At 46.1% G+C, this 20,707-nt stretch carries 18 protein-coding genes; 8 read left to right on the top strand and 10 right to left on the bottom strand.

What is annotated here, in order from left to right; genetic code table 11:
* Positions 1 to 10: 10 nt before the first annotated feature.
* Positions 11 to 835, bottom strand: a complete 825-nt coding sequence (locus LDX50_RS04645) for an alpha/beta hydrolase (RefSeq protein WP_225697242.1) — start codon at positions 833 to 835, stop codon at positions 11 to 13.
* 372 nt (positions 836 to 1,207) lie between these two features.
* On the opposite strand from LDX50_RS04645, the gene LDX50_RS04640 reads away from it, so the two are divergent.
* From LDX50_RS04640 to floA, 4 genes are all read left to right on the top strand, one after another.
* The gene (locus LDX50_RS04640) at positions 1,208 to 1,966 is read left to right on the top strand and encodes an SDR family NAD(P)-dependent oxidoreductase (protein WP_225697241.1); all 759 of its coding nucleotides are present in this window, start codon (positions 1,208 to 1,210) and stop codon (positions 1,964 to 1,966) included.
* A 100-nt stretch (positions 1,967 to 2,066) separates the two neighbouring features.
* On the top strand, positions 2,067 to 4,187 hold the full coding sequence (locus tag LDX50_RS04635; protein WP_225697240.1) for a WG repeat-containing protein: 2,121 nt from the start codon (positions 2,067 to 2,069) through the stop codon (positions 4,185 to 4,187).
* 32 nt (positions 4,188 to 4,219) lie between these two features.
* Positions 4,220 to 4,687: an NfeD family protein gene (locus LDX50_RS04630; RefSeq protein WP_225697239.1), complete on the top strand. Its 468-nt coding sequence runs from the start codon at positions 4,220 to 4,222 to the stop codon at positions 4,685 to 4,687.
* 3 nt (positions 4,688 to 4,690) lie between these two features.
* The gene (floA, locus tag LDX50_RS04625; protein ID WP_225697238.1) at positions 4,691 to 5,680 is read left to right on the top strand and encodes a flotillin-like protein FloA; all 990 of its coding nucleotides are present in this window, start codon (positions 4,691 to 4,693) and stop codon (positions 5,678 to 5,680) included.
* Here the strand turns inward: floA and LDX50_RS04620 are convergent, their stop codons facing one another.
* The 7 genes from LDX50_RS04620 to meaB all read right to left on the bottom strand — a co-directional run bounded on the left by LDX50_RS04620 (position 5,681) and on the right by meaB (position 15,028).
* The gene (locus tag LDX50_RS04620) at positions 5,681 to 7,426 is read right to left on the bottom strand and encodes a L,D-transpeptidase family protein (protein ID WP_225697237.1); all 1,746 of its coding nucleotides are present in this window, start codon (positions 7,424 to 7,426) and stop codon (positions 5,681 to 5,683) included.
* 127 nt (positions 7,427 to 7,553) lie between these two features.
* Positions 7,554 to 9,350 (bottom strand): 4Fe-4S binding protein, encoded by a 1,797-nt coding sequence (locus LDX50_RS04615; protein ID WP_225697236.1) that lies wholly within the window; start codon positions 9,348 to 9,350, stop codon positions 7,554 to 7,556.
* Positions 9,350 to 10,681 (bottom strand): NAD(P)/FAD-dependent oxidoreductase, encoded by a 1,332-nt coding sequence (locus tag LDX50_RS04610; protein WP_225697235.1) that lies wholly within the window; start codon positions 10,679 to 10,681, stop codon positions 9,350 to 9,352. The genes LDX50_RS04615 and LDX50_RS04610 overlap by 1 nt, the downstream gene beginning before the upstream one ends.
* A 100-nt stretch (positions 10,682 to 10,781) precedes the next feature.
* Complete coding sequence (locus tag LDX50_RS04605; protein WP_225697234.1) at positions 10,782 to 11,771, bottom strand: ABC transporter ATP-binding protein; 990 nt, start codon at positions 11,769 to 11,771, stop codon at positions 10,782 to 10,784.
* On the bottom strand, positions 11,768 to 12,784 hold the full coding sequence (locus tag LDX50_RS04600; protein WP_225697233.1) for an iron ABC transporter permease: 1,017 nt from the start codon (positions 12,782 to 12,784) through the stop codon (positions 11,768 to 11,770). Before LDX50_RS04600 ends, LDX50_RS04605 begins: the two co-directional genes overlap by 4 nt.
* Positions 12,784 to 13,917 (bottom strand): ABC transporter substrate-binding protein, encoded by a 1,134-nt coding sequence (locus LDX50_RS04595; RefSeq protein WP_225697232.1) that lies wholly within the window; start codon positions 13,915 to 13,917, stop codon positions 12,784 to 12,786. Before LDX50_RS04595 ends, LDX50_RS04600 begins: the two co-directional genes overlap by 1 nt.
* A 4-nt stretch (positions 13,918 to 13,921) precedes the next feature.
* Positions 13,922 to 15,028 carry a methylmalonyl Co-A mutase-associated GTPase MeaB gene (gene meaB, locus LDX50_RS04590; protein ID WP_338029991.1) on the bottom strand — a complete coding sequence of 369 codons (1,107 nt, stop codon included), beginning with the start codon at positions 15,026 to 15,028 and terminating at the stop codon, positions 13,922 to 13,924.
* A 42-nt stretch (positions 15,029 to 15,070) separates the two neighbouring features.
* Here meaB and LDX50_RS04585 point away from each other — a divergent pair, with 42 nt between their 5' ends.
* Positions 15,071 to 15,973 carry a hypothetical protein gene (locus LDX50_RS04585; protein WP_225697231.1) on the top strand — a complete coding sequence of 301 codons (903 nt, stop codon included), beginning with the start codon at positions 15,071 to 15,073 and terminating at the stop codon, positions 15,971 to 15,973.
* A gap of 47 nt (positions 15,974 to 16,020) precedes the next feature.
* Here LDX50_RS04585 and LDX50_RS04580 read toward each other — a convergent pair whose 3' ends face one another.
* Positions 16,021 to 16,443 (bottom strand): Hsp20/alpha crystallin family protein, encoded by a 423-nt coding sequence (locus LDX50_RS04580; RefSeq protein WP_225697230.1) that lies wholly within the window; start codon positions 16,441 to 16,443, stop codon positions 16,021 to 16,023.
* 197 nt (positions 16,444 to 16,640) lie between these two features.
* Here LDX50_RS04580 and LDX50_RS04575 point away from each other — a divergent pair, with 197 nt between their 5' ends.
* Entirely contained in the window at positions 16,641 to 17,885 is a 1,245-nt protein-coding gene (locus LDX50_RS04575) for an NRAMP family divalent metal transporter (protein ID WP_225697229.1), read from the top strand.
* A 9-nt stretch (positions 17,886 to 17,894) separates the two neighbouring features.
* On the opposite strand, the gene LDX50_RS04570 is transcribed toward LDX50_RS04575, so the two are convergent.
* Entirely contained in the window at positions 17,895 to 18,518 is a 624-nt protein-coding gene (locus tag LDX50_RS04570) for a thioredoxin family protein (RefSeq protein WP_225697228.1), read from the bottom strand.
* Positions 18,519 to 18,740: 222 nt separating this feature from the next.
* On the opposite strand from LDX50_RS04570, the gene LDX50_RS04565 reads away from it, so the two are divergent.
* Together LDX50_RS04565 and LDX50_RS04560 are read left to right on the top strand one after the other, a co-directional pair.
* A complete protein-coding gene (locus LDX50_RS04565; protein WP_225697227.1) occupies positions 18,741 to 19,337 on the top strand; it encodes a 3-keto-disaccharide hydrolase in 597 nt (198 codons plus the stop codon).
* Positions 19,338 to 19,351: 14 nt separating this feature from the next.
* Positions 19,352 to 20,704, top strand: coding sequence for a Gfo/Idh/MocA family protein (locus LDX50_RS04560; RefSeq protein WP_225697226.1), 1,353 nt, complete (start codon positions 19,352 to 19,354; stop codon positions 20,702 to 20,704).
* The last annotated feature ends 3 nt before the right edge of the window (positions 20,705 to 20,707 follow it).

Below are 20,707 nucleotides of genomic sequence, written 5' to 3'. Positions count from 1 at the left end.
ATAAGATTAATTAATTCAAATGTGAAGTTAACCAGGTATCCACCGCGTGAATGAGTGAATCCCTGCTTCTGTCATGATGTATTTCATGATGATTGCCCGGAAACAGTTTCAGGTCTATGAGCATTTCATTACTCTTTTCCAACTGTATTGAACCCAGGTGGGAAGTAATGGGATCGGCGGTACCGTGCATTAAAAGAATTGGGGTTTTAAGCTTCGAGCCGTTTTCAAGCACATAATCAGCTGCCTGTGTGACGCTGTTAAATAATCCGACTGAAATTTGATCATGCACGAGGGGATCCTTGGAATATCTTTCCACCTCCTCTGGAATGGTTGAAATCCCTCGGGGATCCAATTCATTGGATACGGTCAATCCCGGACTAATACGGGCCAGTACAGAAGATAAGAATTTCTTAACCGGCGGCACTTTTGTATCCAGTTTCAGCCAGGGTGAAGAGACGATAGCCGCCCTGATTTCCGTCACCGGGCGTCGCAGCAGGTAATTCAATACTATATTTCCGCCCAGGCTATGGCCATATAAAAACAATGGCAAACCAGGATAATGCGATTGCGCATATCCGATAACGCCCTGGAGTTCGTCCATAAAAATATTGTAATCTTTTACATGACCACGTTTTCCTGGTGAGTGGCCATGTCCGGGATGATCGGTGCCGAGGCAATGGAAGCCATGGGAACTGAGATGATCAAACAGCCCGGTGTAACGGCCAATGTGCTCACCCATGCCATGAACAAAAACAACAATGCCCACCGGACGCGCAGCTTCAGCCAGACCTCCGGTGAGTTTTAAATTTGGTAAGTCGACGTTGAATTCCTGCATTTGGGGTGGCGTTTTGCGGGCCACCCGCCTGCTTTATTTTCTGGATGGCGAAATGACCTGAAAAGGTAACATTATTATTGCCTCAATTAAATTAAAAATGCCCGAAACTGCAATTCCCAGTAAACGGAATGGCAGTGCGAGAATCCAGATAATCGGGTAAAATAACAGGAGAAATAACGCCAATGGCCAACAGAGTACCAGCAGGATACTCCATAGCAGAAGTGTTGTAATGAATTTCATGTTGTTGTGTTGTTGAGTTTTGACCTATACCTTTATAACGAAGTATGCGTGAAAAAAGATACAATATTTTTCACCACCACCGAAGATATCTTCAAAAATTAAAATGATAAATACAATTAACAATACTTGAACATGAATATCGATCTAACGAAAAAGGTGGTTTTAGTCACAGGAGGAAGCCGGGGTATCGGCGCCGCGGCAGTTCAACACCTCGCTCAGGCCGGAGCGACAGTTGCCTGTCAGTACCAGCGCTCCAGGGAGGCGGCTGAAAAGGTGAAGTCGAAAAACCCTGACAGGATTTTCCTTTTTCAGTGTGACCTTGAGTCGGCAGAGGGAGCTTTTGCACTGGTGAGAAAGGTCACTGATCAATTAGGGCGGATTGACGTGCTTATCAATAATGCGGGGATGGCCCTGAACTCGGCGGTCAGCGGGAAGGACGAAGTGTGGCTTGCCGACTGGGACCGGACTATGGCTGTTAATCTTCGTGCTGCGGCAATTCTTTGCCGGGAAGTATTGCCATTTTTTACTTCCCAGGGCTCAGGGGTGATCATCAACGTAAGTTCAAGGGCGGCTCACCGTGGTGATACAGAGGATTACCTGGCGTATGCCGCTTCGAAGGGCGGTATGGAAGCGCTTACCAAATCTCTTGCACGGGCCTATGGCAAGAAGGGGATTGCAGTGTTCGGCATAGCGCCCGGATTCACCCGCACCGACATGGCCCAGGATTTCATTGATACATACGGTGAGGATTATGCCAGCAGCGATATTGCGCTGCAACAACTCACAGAGCCGGAGGACATAGCGCCGTTCTTTGTTTTTCTGTCCAGCGGTCTGGCAACACATGCCACGGGCACTACGATTGATGTAAATGCCGGCAGCTATGTTCGTTAAGAAATTATCCGGATCGTCGAAAATCAATAAAACTCTTACGTAGAGGGCGTTGAGTCTGAAAAATTAATTATCTTGGAAGTTGTATTTTTTGATCGTTGGGATGCGCATTTTTTTACTAATTTTCTTTCTGTACGTTCCCGCCCTTCTGCTCTCTGCCGGCGCTAAACTTACCGTTTACACCGAATCCGGAAGAGAAGGGCTGAAAGATGAGAATGGACAAATTTTAATTCCGGCAAGGTATGAAAAGGTTGGCTGGTCTACAGGTGATACACGTGTAGTGAATGATGTGATTGGTTATCGTGAAAACGGATTGTGGGGCCTGATAAGTATTCAGGATAAAATCCGTTCGAAGCCTGTTTACAGATCTCTCATCCCTGCGGGGGCAGAATCCATTATTGCCGCTCTTCCAAATCCCGCCATGCGATACATACCCTCCGGCGTAATTTCGAGTGAAGGAAAAATACTCATTCCCTTTTCATATTTGCGTATTCAGGGAGCTGGAAAATGGTTCATTGTGGAATCATACAATAACGGCAATATCCGTTTTGGTATTGTAGACGATCACCATCGGGTTGTAATCTCCAGTCATTTCCAGCAAATAAGGTTTATTGGAGAGAACCGATTTGCAGTTATGAATGACTCTGGCAAGTGGGCTATGTTTGATCCGGAAGGTAATCCGCTCACTGCATTTGCCTTCGACCGATTGGAAGAATTTCAACAGGGCTATGCAAAAGCTTCGCTCCATCGTTCGATGGGATTGCTGGATATACAGGGAGGATGGAAGATCAGCCCGGAATATTCCTCACTCAGCATCGATGGCTCTTCTGCATTGGCCACCCCATTTGCACAATGGGATATCCTCACAGAACAGAATCAAAAATTGCATTCTGTAGCATTTGACAGCATCCTTCCGTGGCAGGAAGAATACTGGAAAGTGATCGCAAATGGTCATGAATGGATCGTAGATCAAGATCTGAATCCGGTTACACCCGATAATTACAGTCATATCGACCGTCTGAATTCCGAATTGCTCACCTATGCCGATAAGGATAAGTACGGCGTCATTTTTAAAGATGGCTCATATCTCATCAAGGCAAATTTTGATACACTGTTTTCCCTGCAGAGCAGGATCTATGCCTATGCCGGTAGTGGCGTCGACAGGGGCTGGTCCTTGTTTGATTTCGAAGGAAGGAAACTAACAGAGTTCACTTATCAGCGCATGCAGCGGGAACAGTCACCCGGACTGATTCCTGTAAAACGAAATTTAAAATGGGGGATGATGAAACGCGACGGGTCAGAATCCATCCCATGTACGTATGATTCAATTGGAATGTCGATTCCCGGAAAAATTGTTGTTCAGTTCAGAGGGAAGTGGGGGATTATTGATGAGGACGGGCAGTGGATTCTTACGCCCAAGGACGGACCCATACGGCTGGTGAATGACCAGTTCTACCTGCAGCATCAGGGAGGAGTGACCTATCTGAAACACATCGAGAAAGGCACAATTTACTTTACAGAGAATCCGCTTGAAGTAAAAGACGGTTACCTGATTGAAAATCGCGGCGACAATGCATTCTGGAAGATCAATTTCTCCGGACAGATCCTGAATGTTTCTGAGCGGCAGGAATACGAAGAGATCCGCGTGGAAAGCGAAGGTTTTATTGCCGTCAGGATGAATGGCCGATATGGTTTTATTGATTTGCAGGATCGATTGCGCATTGCAAACCGATATGATGACGTTACGGATTTTCATGAAGGACTGGGGGGATTTAAATTGCTTGGAAAATGGGGATTCCTGAATAAGCAGGAGGGCATTGTGATTCAGCCGCGCTTTGATGGCATTGGAAAGTTTGAGAATGGACTCTGTATTGTGACAGACAACGGCAAGGCAGGCGTTATTGATATAAAGGGTAACTGGATCATCCGGGCCGAATATGAGCAGGTACGTCATATGGAAAATGGTCATTATCTTATCGTGAAAAACGGCAAGGCCGGATTACTGGATTCGAACGGACGGATCATAGTAGGAGCTAAATATGATGAACTACAGGACCTTGAAGACGGACAGGTAATTGTTCGCAACTATGGCAAATACGGTCTGATCAGCCGGAAGGGTGAAGATTTGATCCCTATCAGTTATGATTATCTCCTGTTTGATCCCTACAACAGGTGTTATCTGGGTATGAAAAAAGTAGATTCTAAAACCATTCCACTGCGATAATTTTAGTAAGTTAGTTACCTACTTCGATAGGTATGGAATGGTTCATAGTAATGGCATTGGTTATTTTTGGTTTGGGAATGATTCTCGTAGAGATAATCTTTGTTCCAGGGACCACATTCGTAGGAATAACCGGAATCATATCAGCCATCATTGGAGTATATCTTAGTTTTGTTTATTTCGGAGCGACCGTTGGATGGTGGTTTCTGATCCTAAGCAGTCTTGCATTTGCTGCTTCCCTTTATTTCGGGTTCAGGGGACAAACCTGGGACCGGTTCTCACTCAAAGACAGCATTAAGAGTAGGTTCAACGAGAACCTTACCATCGATCTGCAGGTTGCTCAGCAGGGAATAACCATTTCCAGTTTGCGCCCCGTGGGAAAGGCTGAATTTGAGAACAGGACCTATGAAGTAAAATCACACGGTGATTATATCGACAGCGGTACGCGGGTGGAAATCATCAAAATCGATGGAAATAATATTTTTGTACAACCAATTAATTGATATATGGAAGGTCTCGGATTAGTAGTAGTAATTTTACTGGGTATTGTCGCGTTTTTTGTGTTCCTGTATTTTATACCGGTGGGATTATGGATTACAGCGCGTTTTTCCAATGTGAAAGTCGGATTGTTCGAACTCATGTTCATGAGAATTCGTAAAGTGCCCCCGAGTATAGTGGTAAATTCACTAATTACCGCCACGAAAGCCGGACTGAATGTGACTACAAAGGACCTGGAGACGCATTATCTTGCCGGCGGACATGTTCCATCTGTAATTAAGGCGTTGATTTCTGCCGATAAGGCAAATATTAATTTGTCTTTTAAGCAGGCAACGGCGATTGACCTTGCAGGTCGCGATGTATTTGAAGCGGTTCAGATATCTGTAAATCCAAAAGTGATCACTACTCCCAAAGTGGCGGCAGTTGCTGCTGATGGTATCCAGTTGATCGCCATAGCCCGTGTAACAGTGCGGGCAAATATCCAGCAATTGGTTGGTGGTGCAGGAGAAGATACTATCCTGGCTCGCGTAGGTGAGGGGATTGTAACCTCCATCGGTTCTGCAGCCTCCCATAAAGATGTGCTTGAGAACCCGGATAAGATCTCCAAGCTGGTGCTTCAGCGCGGCCTTGATGCGGGTACCGCATTTGAGATTCTTTCCATTGATATTGCCGATGTTGACGTAGGAGCAAATATCGGTGCTAAACTGCAAACCGATCAGGCTTCAGCCGATCTTAAGGTTGCAGAGGCCAAAGCTGAAGAACGCCGGGCCATGGCCGTTGCCCTTGAGCAGGAGATGAAAGCCAAGGCGCAGGAAGCAAGAGCAAAAGTAATTGAAGCAGAGGCGGAAGTTCCCAAAGCAATATCTGAATCCTTCAGAAGTGGAAACCTTGGTATCATGGATTACTATCGCATGGATAACATTAAGGCGGACACAGAAATGCGTGAATCGATAGCTAAACCCGGAACGGGAACTTCAAAAAAGAGTAAAGACAAATAATTAAAAGTCTTCTTCGAATGCAACTTCAGGCTGGGTCATCTGGTACTGAGCAGCATCGTACCCGTAAATATCCCTGCGGAAATTAAGCAGACCATTTTCATCAACCCAGGCGGTTCTGTAGGTGATGTAAACAGGAATTTTTTTCTTTAATACAGCTTTCACAGGAGCATCGGAATCCATGCTTTCCTTAATTTCCTTTTCACGCCATTTCCGGTCATTGAGTAATGTCTCGGCAAGAGGAATAGCCTTTTCAATGCTTATGCAACGATAATTCATGGCGCGCTGCGCCCTGTCGAAGTTCTCTTCGGCAGAGGCGTCGCTTAGGAAAACATTGAACTCGTTAGGAAATACGAATTTGATTTTTCCCATTTCAGACCCTGGTCCGGGCTGCTGTATGGCTTTGAAGTGAGGATAGTCCTCTGAAAATGTCGACCAGTCAATGCGGTTGGGATCAAGTGGTTTTTTGCCAACATCGTAAATTGTTGCATAAAGCATATAGCCGTTTTTTTCCAGGAAAGAAGGATCTTCTTTGGCTATTGGAAGAAGCTCGCGGTAAAACAGTGGTCCCGGGATATTCCAGGACGGACTGAAGACAATATATTCCATGTCGGCATGAAATATGGGGGTTGGACTGAACTCCTGACCTACTAAAACCCGGGAGCGTTGCTCAACTCGTCCTGAGGTATAAAGTTCGAGGGTATAGGCCGGAACATTGATCATGATACGATCACTCTCCAGCTTGCGCGGCATCCAGCGTAAACGTTCCAGGTTAACCTTAATTTGCTCAATGCGTTCTTCAACCGGCCGGTTCAGCTCAAGAATGGTCTCCCCGTTCAATTCGCCGGACGGTTCCAGGCCGTGTCGTTTCTGAAAATTCCTAAGCGCTTCAGAAAGAGACGGATCAAAGTAGGATGAATTGCCGGATTCCTTGGAAAGGCTGCGGGTCATATCACCGCTCCTTGACAGGCGCCGACGAAGTTCATACACTTCCTGACCGCTGTCGCCTTCTTTCAGCTGGATGCTTTCCGGCAGGGTTGCCCATCCACCCCGCTCGGCAATCGATCTGTAGTTTGCAAGTTGTTCCCTTAATTCACTGTAACCCTCTATTTCAGGCTCAATCATCGAAAGTACCTGGTTTACATCTTTTCCGCTTAGATATGCGGCAAGCTCCGAGTTCTTATTTTCATTTTGCCATTGTCCGCCTAAATCAGTCGGACTTAACCGGCCATTAAAAATGTGCTGAGTATAGGTGAGGTAGGCGAGACTCATATTCATATCCAGCTGAATTACCTCGAGCAGGTTCACCTGCCTTCTGCGGCTGTATACCTGCTGTGTCTGGTACACCAGGCGTCTCAGTCCGTAATCATCCGGGTTTAGTCCATGATCTTTTGCTTCTGCAAGTTCATTAAGGAGAGCCTTGCTTTGTGAATTAGGAGCATCCTTATCAGACCATGCCAGCTGATACAGGTTAAACTTGTAGAATCGTTTCAGTTCATTGTAAATCGGTTCCCGCAACGATTGCTGGGAAACGTAATTTTCCATGTTGATCGAATCCAGCCAGTTGGTGATAAGTTTTTGAACATCGTCCTTTGCAATCTCACTGGCTTTCCCCAGAACTACCCGGTCATCTTCGGCATTTACGTCAAGGTCATTTCCGGTAGATTCAAGAACAACTGTTTTGGAGGAACAGGCTGCCAGCACCAGGGGTAAAATAATGATCCAAAGGACCTTGTAAAGTTCTCTCATCTCTTCAATCTGTCTGATACAAGACTAAGGTATAGTAGTGGTTGCCAACTCTGCCCGAAAAACATTTTGGGGATTATTTCAAAATTATGAAAAAGAAGGGACTCTTCAGGGCATTAAAGATATAAATTTACCGCTTTCCGATCTCGGGTAGTGAAGCCGGCTCCAAACCGGTTAGTTCGGGCGTTCCAAACCGGCCGTTTTCATCGCGGTTTTCAAGATTCAATACGCCTCGCGGACAAACCGATGAACAGACTCCGCAGCCTACGCATGAGGAGCGGACGATATTCTGGCCACGTTGGGCATACCATCGCACATCGATACCCATCTCACAATAAGTGCTGCAGTTTCCACAACTGATACACTGACCGCCATTGGTTGTGATGCGAAACCTGGATTTGAAACGTTGAACAATTCCTAGGTATGCTGCCAGCGGACACCCAAACCGGCACCAGACCCGATTGCCCATAAAGGGATAAAATCCAACGCCCACTACACCGGCAAATGCAGCCCCGATTAAAAATCCATACACTGACCGAAGGGAGTATGTATTGATTCCTAAAAGTGTGGATGAGCCGCTGAAATAGGTATACACAACCCCTGCCGTCATCAGGATGGCAAAAACGAGTACCGAATGGATCATCCATCGCTCAATTTTCCATGCTTTCACTGATTTGTCGGAAAGCTGCCTGTACGGATCGCCCAACGTTTCAGCCAATCCGCCACAACCGCAAACCCATGAGCAGTACCATCGCTTTCCATACAGATACGTCAGTAGCGGTACCCCGATGACAATGAGCAAAATCCCCCATATCAGCATAGATGTACCCACCACTCCCGCGGAAGTCAGTTGCTGGAGATTGTAATCATAGAAGAATGTATAGTTCAGTGGCCAGATATTTTTAAGATCCATCGATGGCATATTCAAACGGATGAGTATTTCAGGGATCAGGAAGGCAAAAGCAGTCTGAAAGAACATCACAGACCCGGTTCGAACCAGGTGGTATTTACTGTGACGGTATTTGATCATCATGCGGATTCCCATAACCAGTATGGACAGGGTATATAACAGTCCGTAGAAAAACCATTGTGATGCAATACCTCCATTGAGCCTGAGACTCAGGGGATCTACCAGAATCATCCATCCAGTCATGTGTTCCGGGTACCAGTAAAGCACAATGTAGAACAGTATCAACAGGGTACCCACAATTATACCTATCCATCCGCGGTTTGTATTCGGATGCCTGAATATTCCATTATTTTTGATCCCCGGCAGTTGACGGCTCTTCGGCAGTATATACATCAATGCGCCCAGAATGCCCAGTCCGATAGTGCCAAGAAGCCACGGGAGACGGTATTCCTGCAATGTCCCGGTACTTCCATGACGGTTCAGGGCGAGGTTTATGGACTTCAATCGTTCACCGCCAAATCCCTTTGACTCACTGATCCGGGAATTGATGTCATTTTGAGTAATGGAGAGCTGATTCCGCAGATCACCGGAGGTTGCATATACTTTGTTTTCCATCCAGGAGGTATAAGACTTGAACTGGTCCCGTTTGAAATCACCCGCTTCATTATCTTCAAATACGGCATCCCACATGTCGGCGCGGTACGTAATAGGTTCTTCACCGGCAGAAGTGAGATATCGCGCGATCTCTGAATCCGAGATCGCGTACTTTTTGGTAATTTCATCGTTAGCTGCTGAAAGTCGCTCACCATAGGCATTCTGAAAAGTAAAACTCGTGGAATATGGCGTTCCATAGAGCGGATTAAGAATGTTTTTCAGTTGATCACGTTCTGTTTCCCCCGAAATTGCCTCATCAATAACCTCGTCGCTAAGTTTATAGGAATTGACGAACAATACGCCAATCGTTAGCACGCAGGCGGTAATGAAAAAGGTGATGCCTATTTTTTGAATTGCTGTCATCAGAATAGTCCCAGAATTTTATTTCTTTTCCTTCCGGCCTTTATTCGGATTTGGGGAAATTTTTGTGAGAACAATTCTCTGATTTCACCGGAATGATCCTCGAAAAATTCAGGATCAAAGTTCACATCTTCCAGCTTATCCATGAACTCCTGAATCTGAATTCCTTTGCGAAGCCAGGTATCAAAAAGCTCATGCCGCATTCTGATTCCAAAGGAATTCACACCTTTTAGTGTCAGATCCTCTTTGCCAAATCGAATATGCACGGCTTTTCTTCCCGATTGATGCTGCCAGTAGAAGTCATGTTGGTTATCCGGACAGTCATGCGGAACCTGTCCATATGTTTGGTATTCGATATCAAAGAATTTCGCGGAATTGAACCAGGGTCCGGGCGTGTAAGCCACCGGAGTGCCGGTGATGTTTTTTGCCGCAACCTCGCCCATCATCCTGCCGGTGTACCATAGTGGTTCAATGGGTTGCCTGCCGGGAGGAGGATTGCGTAACTGAGCGCAATCACCCACAGCAAATATATTGGGAACCGAGGTGCGAAGATATTCATCTGCGAGGAATCCGCGGTCGGTCTCGATGCCCGAATCTGCTGCCAGGTCAATATTTGGATGAACGCCTGCCGTCAGGCCGACGAACTGACAGGGAATAATTTCTCCATCTATTGTCTGTACTGCCCTAACATTACCATTATCGTCGGGCAGGATTTTATCCAGTTCGGTTTCCAGGCGGAGATCTACATGATGTTCCCGGATATGGGCAGAAATCATTGCGGCATCTTCGGAAGGGAGTACGTTCGTCCAGAAATCTTTTTCACGCACCAGAAATGTAACATCTATATTTCTTGACCGTAGCATTTCGGCCAGTTCAATCCCGATGAGACCCCCGCCAACAATCACCCCGCGTTCTATCTGATGGGTATGCGCTTCGATCATCTCCAAATCCTGGTAAGAAACCATACCGCTAACACCGTTCAGGTCCTGACCTTCCCAGCCGAATTTGTTCGGTTTAGAGCCTGTTGCCAGAATCAGGTAATCAAAGGTGAATTTGGTTCCATCCGTGCATATGACCATATTTTGGCCGGATGAAATGTTATTTACCCTGCCAAAGAACAAATCAATATTATTCTCTTTCCAGAAGTGATCCTCATAGGGTTTCGTATGTTCAAATTTCATATGGCCCATGTAGATATACATGAGTGCTGTTCGTGACCAGAAGAATTCCGTTTCGGCAGAAATGACAGTAATGGCATAATCACTATGCTTGCGAATATGGCGTGCAGCGGTGATCCCCGCGATACCATTCCCTATAATCACTACTTTCTTCATGAATACTAAAGATGACGATTTTTTTTCATTTTAGAACTCAGCCTGTAGTGTTATGGTATGAATGTCTCTATCCAGACATTCAGGAGGTAGAAGGGGGGATTCAATCGTTCCGGCTATTGAAGATATCTGTGAGGGCATGAATGACTTCCTCGAGACTTTCATAGTGTTTATTATTCAATTCCCACCGTAGATTATTTGGTGACTGTGGCACATTTATAAGCAATTCGGCAAGTTGATTAACCTCATATCCGTTGCGTTCCAGGGCATTCTTTGTCCACAGATAAAGGGAGCCGCTTCCAGTAAGCCGCACTTCGCGTCCTGTCTTTTTGGTTTCAACCTGCCCTGATTTTAAGTCGTAGCCCTTGAATTGAAATACCTGATCGAGCCTCCCGTCAAGAACAAGATCTTCGGGGATGCCTTCGAGAACCGATTTCCCTGGTTCTGCAAGCCACAGCCGATCGGCGAGCTGAAGAGCCAGGTCCAGTTCATGGGTCGCCATAAGGACCGAGCGGTTATGCTCATGAGCGAGATTACGCAGGAGGTTTACAATGGACACCCGGTTATTCAGGTCAAGGTGCGCAGTTGGCTCGTCAAGAATTATAATCGGTGTTTCCTGGCAAAGGGCTCTTGCTATCATCAGCTTTTGCCGCTGTCCGTCGCTCAATCGAAATAACCATTTGTCTGCAAGATGGGTGGTACCTGTAATTTCCAATGCGTGATCTACCTTCTGATTATCCTCTTCAGACAACAATCCATGCCAGCCGGTATGCGGAAGTCTGCCGGTAGCAACAAGTTCACGGCCGGTCATGTAGTCGGAAGTGAGGCGGTCGGTAAGCACAACAGAATACATAAATGCACGATCCTGCCGCCGAATGGTGCTGATCGATTTTCCCTGATAACATACATCGCCTTTCAAAGGAGGTTGCAGTCCGCATATGGTGCGCAACAAGGTGGATTTACCGGAGCCATTCGGCCCCATGAAACAAGTGAGCTGCCCTTCGCGCAAATTAATTCCGATATCAGAGAGGACAACCTGTTCTCCGTAACCGATCTGCAGATCCCTGGCCGATATGATGGGAGTCTTATTCAAAATGCCTTACTTAAATTTCCGCGTTTCAGAACAAGCCATATCACAACCGGTGAACCGATCAGTGAGGTCACGGCATTGATGGGAAGCACGTACTGACTGCCCGGAAGTTGAGCCAGCAGATCGCATAGCAGCATGGCAATCGAGCCGATGAACATACATCCGGGGATAAGGATCTGGTGGCTGGATGTCTTAAAGAAAAGACGTGTAAAATGCGGGATTGCCAGACCGATGAAAGCGATCGGTCCGCAAAAAGCCGTAACAGCCCCTGCAAGCAGACCGGTGCTGAGGATGACAATTATTCGTATCCGTGCGATGGGAATCCCCATGCTTTCTGCATAGCGTTCACCCAGCAGAAAAGCATTGAGCGGTTTAATCATAATGAACGCCAGGGAGAGTCCTGCGACAACAAAAATCACCAACACCTTTAATTCATTGTAATCCAGTCCGCCGAGACTTCCGAATGTCCACATCAGGAAAAGTTGTATTTCTTCTCCGGTACTGAAGAACTGGAGGAGGCTGACGATCGCGCCTGTAAGACTCCCGAACATCAACCCTATGATGAGCAGCGACATAACGTCGCGAATACGCATTGCTATGGTGAGTGTGAGTAGCAATACGGCTACCGCCCCACTTGCTGCGGCAATTGCCTGTGCCCAGCCGGATATGATAAATGCGATCGAAAGTCCGGATCCGGCAAGAATAAGGAATGCTACACCAAGGCTTGCGCCGCTGCTGATACCCAGTACGAACGGGCCGGCAAGCGGATTCCTGAACAGGGTCTGCATCAGCATACCACTTACAGATAAGGCTGCTCCTGCCAGTATTGCCGTGATGATCCTTGGCAGCCTAAGATCGAGGATGATATGACTGTGTGCGCCCGAAACGGGTTCGCTGTTCAGGAAAATGGAAAGAATTTCCGCAGCCGGAATATGCACACTACCCAGCAACAAGCCTGAAAAGGCCAGTATGATTAAAATGATGGCTAATATGGTCCATTTGAATGGCTGCTTCATTATTGCAATTTAGCATGGAAATACATCGAATCAAGTCCGGATATTTCGGGATGGGCGATCCTTATCAGATCAGCAAGGATAATGTCGGGTCTTAAATATCCCAACTCGAGGAATTCACTTCCGCCCAGGGCGCCTTTTCGTGCATCATAGGTGTATACGTGTCCATTCTCAAATGCACTGAATAAGGTATACCGGGAATCTTCTGCGCCAAGTTGATCCAGCGACGTGAATGAAGCCACACCTATCCAGAGATCGGCATTCACCGCACGGTCGAGCACCGTTTCGAAGCTTAATTCGAGGTAGCCATTTTCGGGATTATCATTCCAGAGATATTCGATCCCGGCATCCTTCATGAGCCGTGCTGCGTAATTATTTCCCCCGGGAAGAAACCAGGTATCGCCATACATCACTCCGCTGAATGCCGAAGGTCTCAGGTCTGTTTGTCCGGCAATTTTCTGTAAATCAATATATCTTTTTTCAATTGCGGTGAAAACCGAATCGCTCCTGTCTTTTTTGTCAAATAAGAGTCCGGCAAGCCGTATCCATTCAGCCCTTCCAAGCGGATGTTCTTCCAGGTATTCCGCATTGATGAGTACGGGGATATTTAATTCCCTGAGCTTGAGGATAGATTCGCTGACTCCTCCCATTGTATATGCCATGACGGCATCGGGATTGAGCTCGAGTGCCATTTCAACATTCAGCGATTTGTCGATTCCCAGGTCCTCCACCAGGCCGCTGTCGATACGTGCGCGCATGGCGGGAGAACTGATGTAATCAGGCGTAGGAAACCCAATGAGCGCCTGGGTTTCGTTCAGATAATCGAGAAGGGGAATGTGTGTTGTGGAGGTACAAATAATTCGTTTTACAGGTGTTTTAATAACCGTTACATCCTGATCATGATCGGGAATTGATTCACCTTCCGGAACCAGGAGATATTCGAGGGAATTCGTAGATCCCTGATACGGTCTGTCGATGAAAACGCGGTAAATATTTTCACGGATTTGGAAGACACGAAACCCGTTGGCGTATTTAAATTGCAGCTGGCCTTCTTCAGGTTGAGAAGCCTGTTCAGGCTTGGGGTTACAGCTGATGATGGGAATTATTCCGAGGAATACGATAATATATCTGATCATTTGGTTATACATTCCACGCAAGTTCTACGAGGGTTCTGGCCGCCTTGTAGGGTGACGTTGTTCCCTTCAGAACTGCCTGTTCCTGAAGTTTCAATGCCTCTTTCATGCCAGGGGTCGCTAAGAATTGCCGTCGCTGCAGGTAATCTATTAAATCATTTAACCACTGAATCTTCTGATGGTTTCGCAAAGCAGACAACCTTCCGGAGGATTCCATATGTTCATAATACCGGTTAATTACTCCGATGATCTCTTCAAATCCGGCTCCATCCAGCGCCGAGGTGGTGAGGACTTCGGTAATCCAGCCGCTTTCATCAGGCGGAAACAGGTGCAGGGCATTCTGATATGATATCCTGGCTTTTTCGGATTCCTGAATATTGGCACCGTCTGATTTGGTAATGGCGATCGCATCAGCCATTTCCATAATTCCTTTTTTTATACCCTGCAGCTCGTCCCCGGCTCCGGCAAGCATGAGCAGCAAAAAGAAATCCACCATGTTTCGTACGGATGTTTCGGATTGCCCGACGCCTACCGTTTCTATCAATATCGTCGTAAAACCTGCGGCTTCACAAAGGAGCATTGCTTCCCGTGTCGCGTTGGCAACACCGCCAAGGGCACTGCCTGCAGCAGACGGACGGATATACACTTCTTCCAATTTTGAAAGAACATCCATTCTGGTTTTGTCCCCCAGAATGCTTCCGTGACTTTTGCTGCTGGTGGGATCAATCGTGAGAATGGCTAATTTTTCTCCTTCTCTGACAAGAAGCTGACCGAACCTTTCAATAAACGTGCTTTTTCCAACGCCCGGAACTCCGGTAATTCCGATTCGTCTCGCCTGGCCCGTGAAGGGAAGTATTCTTTCCAGCAGATCATCGGAGATCGCTTTGTCTGTTAGTAATGTGCTTTCGACCAGGGTGATCGCCCGGCTGAGTATCATGCGGTCTCCCGCACGTATTCCATTAAAATAGTCGTCGGCTGAAAGTCTGGAAAATTTTGCAGGCATCACAATTTCTTTGATTTGTTGAAGATAGCTTATTCTGTTAAAATCTGCCGAAAGAGGTCCTGTTTTTCGATGAATGAAGTCGTTGTAATGAATGAAGCCGTTTACCTTCATTTGAAAACAGGTATTTACTCCTGAACCCAACTTTTTTGTGTGATGAAAAGATTTTTGAGCGTTTTAGGGGTATTGTTGCTATTTCTGAATGGTTTGGATGGTGAGTTACGAGCACAGACTGCACGTTTAATCGCCTCCAAGGGTGAAGTTCAGATCGTAAATGGCATGGATGTGAAAATCCCGGTAACAGGGATGTCATTGAAGGGTGTGGAAACATTTATCCTGGGCAAAAATGCCTACATAAGTCTGATCGATGAGCATGGCCGAACTGCGGAAATCAGGGGCGAAGGGTATTATGAGTATGATGGTGTATTTACCTCGGAAAAAGGAAATAAGTCGAACGCGGCCTATAAATACGCAGATTATGTGTTAGGCAGGATGAATGCAGAGGGGAAGAAGAACCGCCTTGGTGCTACAGGATACTACATCCGCGATAATATGCGCCAGAAGGAGCATATTCGAATGTATATTCCGGGTGCTGGAAAATATTATCAGGATGACCTTCGATTGAGCTGGGAAAAACCCGCCGGTGAGAATCATTTTCGGGTTGAAATTTACAATATGTTCCGGGAGTCTCTGGCGGTCTTTGAAGTAAATGAAAATCAGTTGATGTTAAAAATTGATCAACAATTGGGTCAGGAAAACATTTTGTTGATCAAAGTTTCAACACCGGATCAGTTGTATGAGTCAGAAACCTATGCCCTAAAGCGATTAGGAAGCTACAATCGCGAGGATATATCAGCGGGACTTATCCAGATGGCTTCTATATATAAACGCCATGATGCGATCAGCCGTTTTACTATGGCGGGTTATTTTGAGTACAACAACCTGCTGGCAGATGCCTTAACCTGTTATTTGGAAGCGATAGATCTCGCTCCCGACGTGCCCCTGTACCAGGAGGCTTACGAGGAATTCCTGCTGCGAAATCATCTGATACGATTTTAAAATGAAAAAAGCCCCGCCCGGGGCTTTTTTATTGAGTTTATCCTGAATTATTTAATCTGGATGACCTTCTTAGTTTCCTTTTTCTTTTCAAAAGGCAACACGATTTTCAATATTCCATCCTGATATTCAGCAGTTATCTTTTCTTCGTTGATATCCTCATTCAATTTGAATACCCTGCGGAATTTACCATACCGGCTTTCGATTTTGGTAAATTTCTTGCGGGCTTCATCATCGAGGGTGCGCTCTCCTGCGATTATTAACTGGTGTTCGTTCAAATCAATAGTGAATTGATCTTTCTTCATTCCAGGTGCATAAACGTGCAGAAGAATCTGATTGTCTTCCCGTACTATGTCCACAGCCGGCATGAATACAGGCTCATCACTTACGCGGTCATTAATGAAATTCTCTACCAGATTACCGAATGTGGCAGGAATGAAATCATTCAACGGGTTGTATCTTACTAGTGCCATGATATTTTTAGAATTTTAGTTTCAAATTACTTTACAAGGCCTATATCAAATTCTGTCCCAATTCGGGAAACCCACTAAAAATCATGATAAATTGCGCCAATCTGACAGATTTATTGAATATCCGAGCTAAATATAAGTCAATATGGCATGAATTAGTGTATTGTTTCGCGTAACATAATCACTTAACTTTCGCGGTTATGAGTCAAAACCGGAAGCATTTTTTCCAGGCATTGGGCCCGGGAATCGTTTTTGCGGGCATGTGTATTGGAGTGTCCCATCTGGTACAATCGACCCGTGCGGGAGCCGATTACGGATTTGTTCTGTTAATTGCGGTGATTGCCGCCAACCTTTTCAAGTATCCTTTTTTTGAATTTGCCTCGCGGTACACGGGTGCAACGGGGGTGAGTATCCTCGATGGATATGCCAAGATGGGGAGATGGATCATCTGGCTGTATACTTTGATTACCGTTATAACGATGTTCATTGTAACGGCGGCAGTAACTTTTGTGGCTGCCGGACTGCTTGGCAACCTGATGCCCTGGTCGCTGGATACCAATGTTTGGGCAGCTATAATAATGGGCATATGTATTGTAATTCTGGCGAGCGGACAGTACTCCGCGCTGGATGGGTTGCTCAAGGTAGTGAGTGTGGTACTGCTCCTTTCAACGATTGTTGCGTTTTTCAGTGCGGTTTTTAAGGGTACCAAACCACCCGTTGAAGGATTTATCCCGCCTGAAGTGATGACACCGGCCGGGATAATTTTTGCGGTTGCCCTGATGGGATGGATGCCTACGGCAGTGGACATCTCCACCTGGACGGGATTGTGGGCTGAGGCGCGCGTGAAGCAGACCGGATATAAACCTTTGCTGAAGGAAACATTGCTTGATTTTAATATCGGATATCTTATGAGTACTGTGCTGGCGGTAATATTTCTGTCGCTGGGCGCGATGGTGATTTATGGCTCCGGCACGGAATTATCCAATAGTGCACCTGTTTTTGCTGGCCAGCTGATCGGCATGTATACAGATTCGATTGGTGAGTGGAGTTATTTTATTATAGCGATTGCTGCCTTCAGTACGATGTTTTCTACAAGTATTACCGTGCTGGACGGCTATGGGAGGGTAATGACGCGCCTGACCGAAATTCTCACAGGGAGAAAGCACAGCCGGCAGTATACATTGTGGGTAATCGTTGTTGCCCTGGGCGGTTTCTTTGTGATATCTCAATTCCTTGGAAACCTGAAGCAGCTGGTTGATTTCGCAACGATCTTGTCTTTTGTGGTGGCACCTGCGGCCGCCTATATTAATTATCGTGCGATTTTTTCAAAAGAGATCCTTCAGGATTTCAGGCCTCCGCCCTGGCTGAAGAAACTCGCCATTGCAGGTCTTGTATTTCTGTCGGTCTTTACCCTGATCTACTTTTATGTTCTTCTGATTCTCTGAAAGAACAAATTACTTTTGATGTTGCTTCAATAATTCATATACCTCGGTCTGAAGCGATTTATAGCGGTCAACGGCATACCATGTGTGGAGTTCCTCGGCGTACGGAAGGTTATTTTCCCGCAGCTTAATGACGAGTTCCTGAGCCGGGTGGGGCCGGGGTCCCCATGTGGCCGTTATTTTAAAAGAATCATTGAGCTGAATCAATTTTGGAATGGCACGTCCGCCATTGGTGAGAAACCGGTCCATCAATTCAGGGTATTCATCTCTTTCCAGCATCACCAGCTTAATTTTATCCAAATTGAGCTGTTCTATCTTGTGAAACAATGGCAGGGTCTGTGCGGCATCTCCGCACCACTGTGCCGTTAAAACAATCCAGTATATCTTTTTGTCCAGGGCATCAACTAATTGAATAATTTCTTCAGATGGAACGACCTGCCTGACACCCCGTTTCATACGCTGAAGATTCAGTGGGTAGTAGTGGGCATATTTATCATGGGTCATCTCTCCTGCTTTTACAGCCTTGGCCAGGGTCACGAGCTCTTCATAATATGTATGAAAATTTTGTCCCTGATCGAGGTAGCGTTGCCAGATTTCCTGATCTGTTTCCCGCCGGATGTGTGTCATGGTTTTCATATTATGTTGGTTAACAGAAGCATGCCGGATAGGGTTCAGTTCTGAAATTCTTTTTCGACGATTGTCGGATGACCGACATTCCCTGTTTTTGATGTTATCCGTCTTTTGGGGTTGATGAATGTTGGAAATCTATTTAACCGGTTATCACATTGCCATTTCTGATTTTCAAATGGATCGCATATCTTAAGCCAAAAGAAATAATGAACTAATAATTGATACATTATGAAGAGTCGAATCATTCTCGTTTTAATCAGTTCTGTCATCCTTGTGGCCTGGCAGAGCAGGGAAACCTCACTATTCAATGGAAAAAACCTTGACGGGTGGGAAATTTACGGAACAGAAAAGTGGTATGTTGAAGATGGCCTGCTCGTATGTGAAAGTGGCCCGGATGCACAATACGGTTATCTTGCCACTGATAAATTTTATAAGGATTTCGAACTTACCCTGGAATTCAAACAGGAAGCCGATGGCAACAGTGGTGTCTTTTTCCGATCAACGATCGAGGGAACCAAGATCACGGGTTGGCAGGTGGAAGTTGCCCCTCCGGGACATGATACGGGAGGAATCTATGAAAGCTACGGCAGGGGCTGGCTTATTAAGCCTGACAAAAAAGCCGATAAGGCGTTAAAAATGGGTGACTGGAATACCATGCGCATAAAAGTTACAGGATCAACTGTAACAACCTGGCTGAACGGCAAGCAAATGGTAACTCTGGAAGATGAGAAAATTGGCGCTGGTGTCGGTTCCATTGCACTTCAGATCCATGATGGCGGTGGCATCAAGGTGAAATGGCGGAATATTATGGTAAAAGAATTATAACAGGAGGGGGGATCATGACAGAAAAGAAAAAGAACAGAAGGTCCTTTATTAAAGCTGCCGGACTCGCCGGTATGAGCCTGGTTTCGATACCTGTGGCTGCCCGACAAAAGAATCCTGCATTTGAGATTCTGAACAGGAAATACAGGTCTGCGGATAAGGAGGTGCTCCGGTATGCATTGATTGGCGCAGGAATTATGGGAACCGAGAATACCAAAACGATGCTCCAACACGAGGGCGTTGAATTGGTGGCCGTGTGTGATCTGTATAAAGGTCGGCTCGAGGAAGCTAAAAAGTCATGGGGATCAACGTTGTTTACTACAGATAAATATGAGGATATTCTGAAGAGAAAGGATATTGATGTAGTGATTATCGCGACACCAGATCACTGGCATAAACAAATTTCTATTGATGCCTTGAATGCCGGTAAACATGTATACTGTGAGAAACCCATGGTCCATAGTGTGAAGGAAGGTCATGAGTTAATCAATGCATGGAAAAAATCGGGCAAGATTTTCATGGTCGGAAGCCAGGGCTTGTCCTCACTTGGAAATGAAAAGGCACGTGAATTACTGGCACAGGGTGCAATCGGCGATATTAATTATGCGGAAGGTTTTTGGGCGCGTCATTCACCGGTAGGAGCATGGCAGTATTACATTCCGGAGGACGCCTCACCAGAAACGGTGAACTGGGACCGGTACATCTCAAATACGACAAAGCGCGAATTTGATGCCATGAGGTTTTTCCGTTGGAGAAATTATCTTGATTACGGCACGGGTATGTCCGGCGATTTGTTTGTACATCTGTTTTCAAGTCTGCATTTCATTACAGAATCGAAGGGGCCTAACGTTATTAGTGCTCAGGGCGGATTAAGATACTGGAAAGACGGGCGGGAAGTACCTGATGTTCTGTTAGGAACGTTTACATATCCTGAAGCCAGAGAGCATCCGGGCTTCAACCTTTCTCTCCGCTGTAATTTCGTTGATGGAACAAGTGGAACGACATATTTAAGAATAGTTGGAAGCAAGGGGTCAATGGATGTAAAATGGGAAGAGGTTGTTCTTAAGCGAAACGAGGTATCAACAGATGATCCGTTTGAAATAGAGCAAATGAAGCGGGCGGGAATTGAAATATCCGACAGGAAAAAGATTCTCCCTCCCCGGGAAATGGTCTACAGGGCTGAAGATGGATGGAAGGGTGCACATTACGATCATCACGGAAATCTTATCAATGCCATCAGGAATAATGGAACGGTTGTAGAGGATCCGGTTTTTGGATTCCGGGCCGCTGCGCCGGCGTTGCTTTGCAACGACAGTTATTTTCAGAAGAAATTCCTTCAATGGGATCCCGAAAAAATGGAACTTGTTTAACCT

It is taken from the genome of Fulvivirga sedimenti, assembly GCF_020328055.1.
Note: the sequence above shows the minus strand (reverse complement) of the source record. Positions and strands in the feature narration are given on the sequence as shown.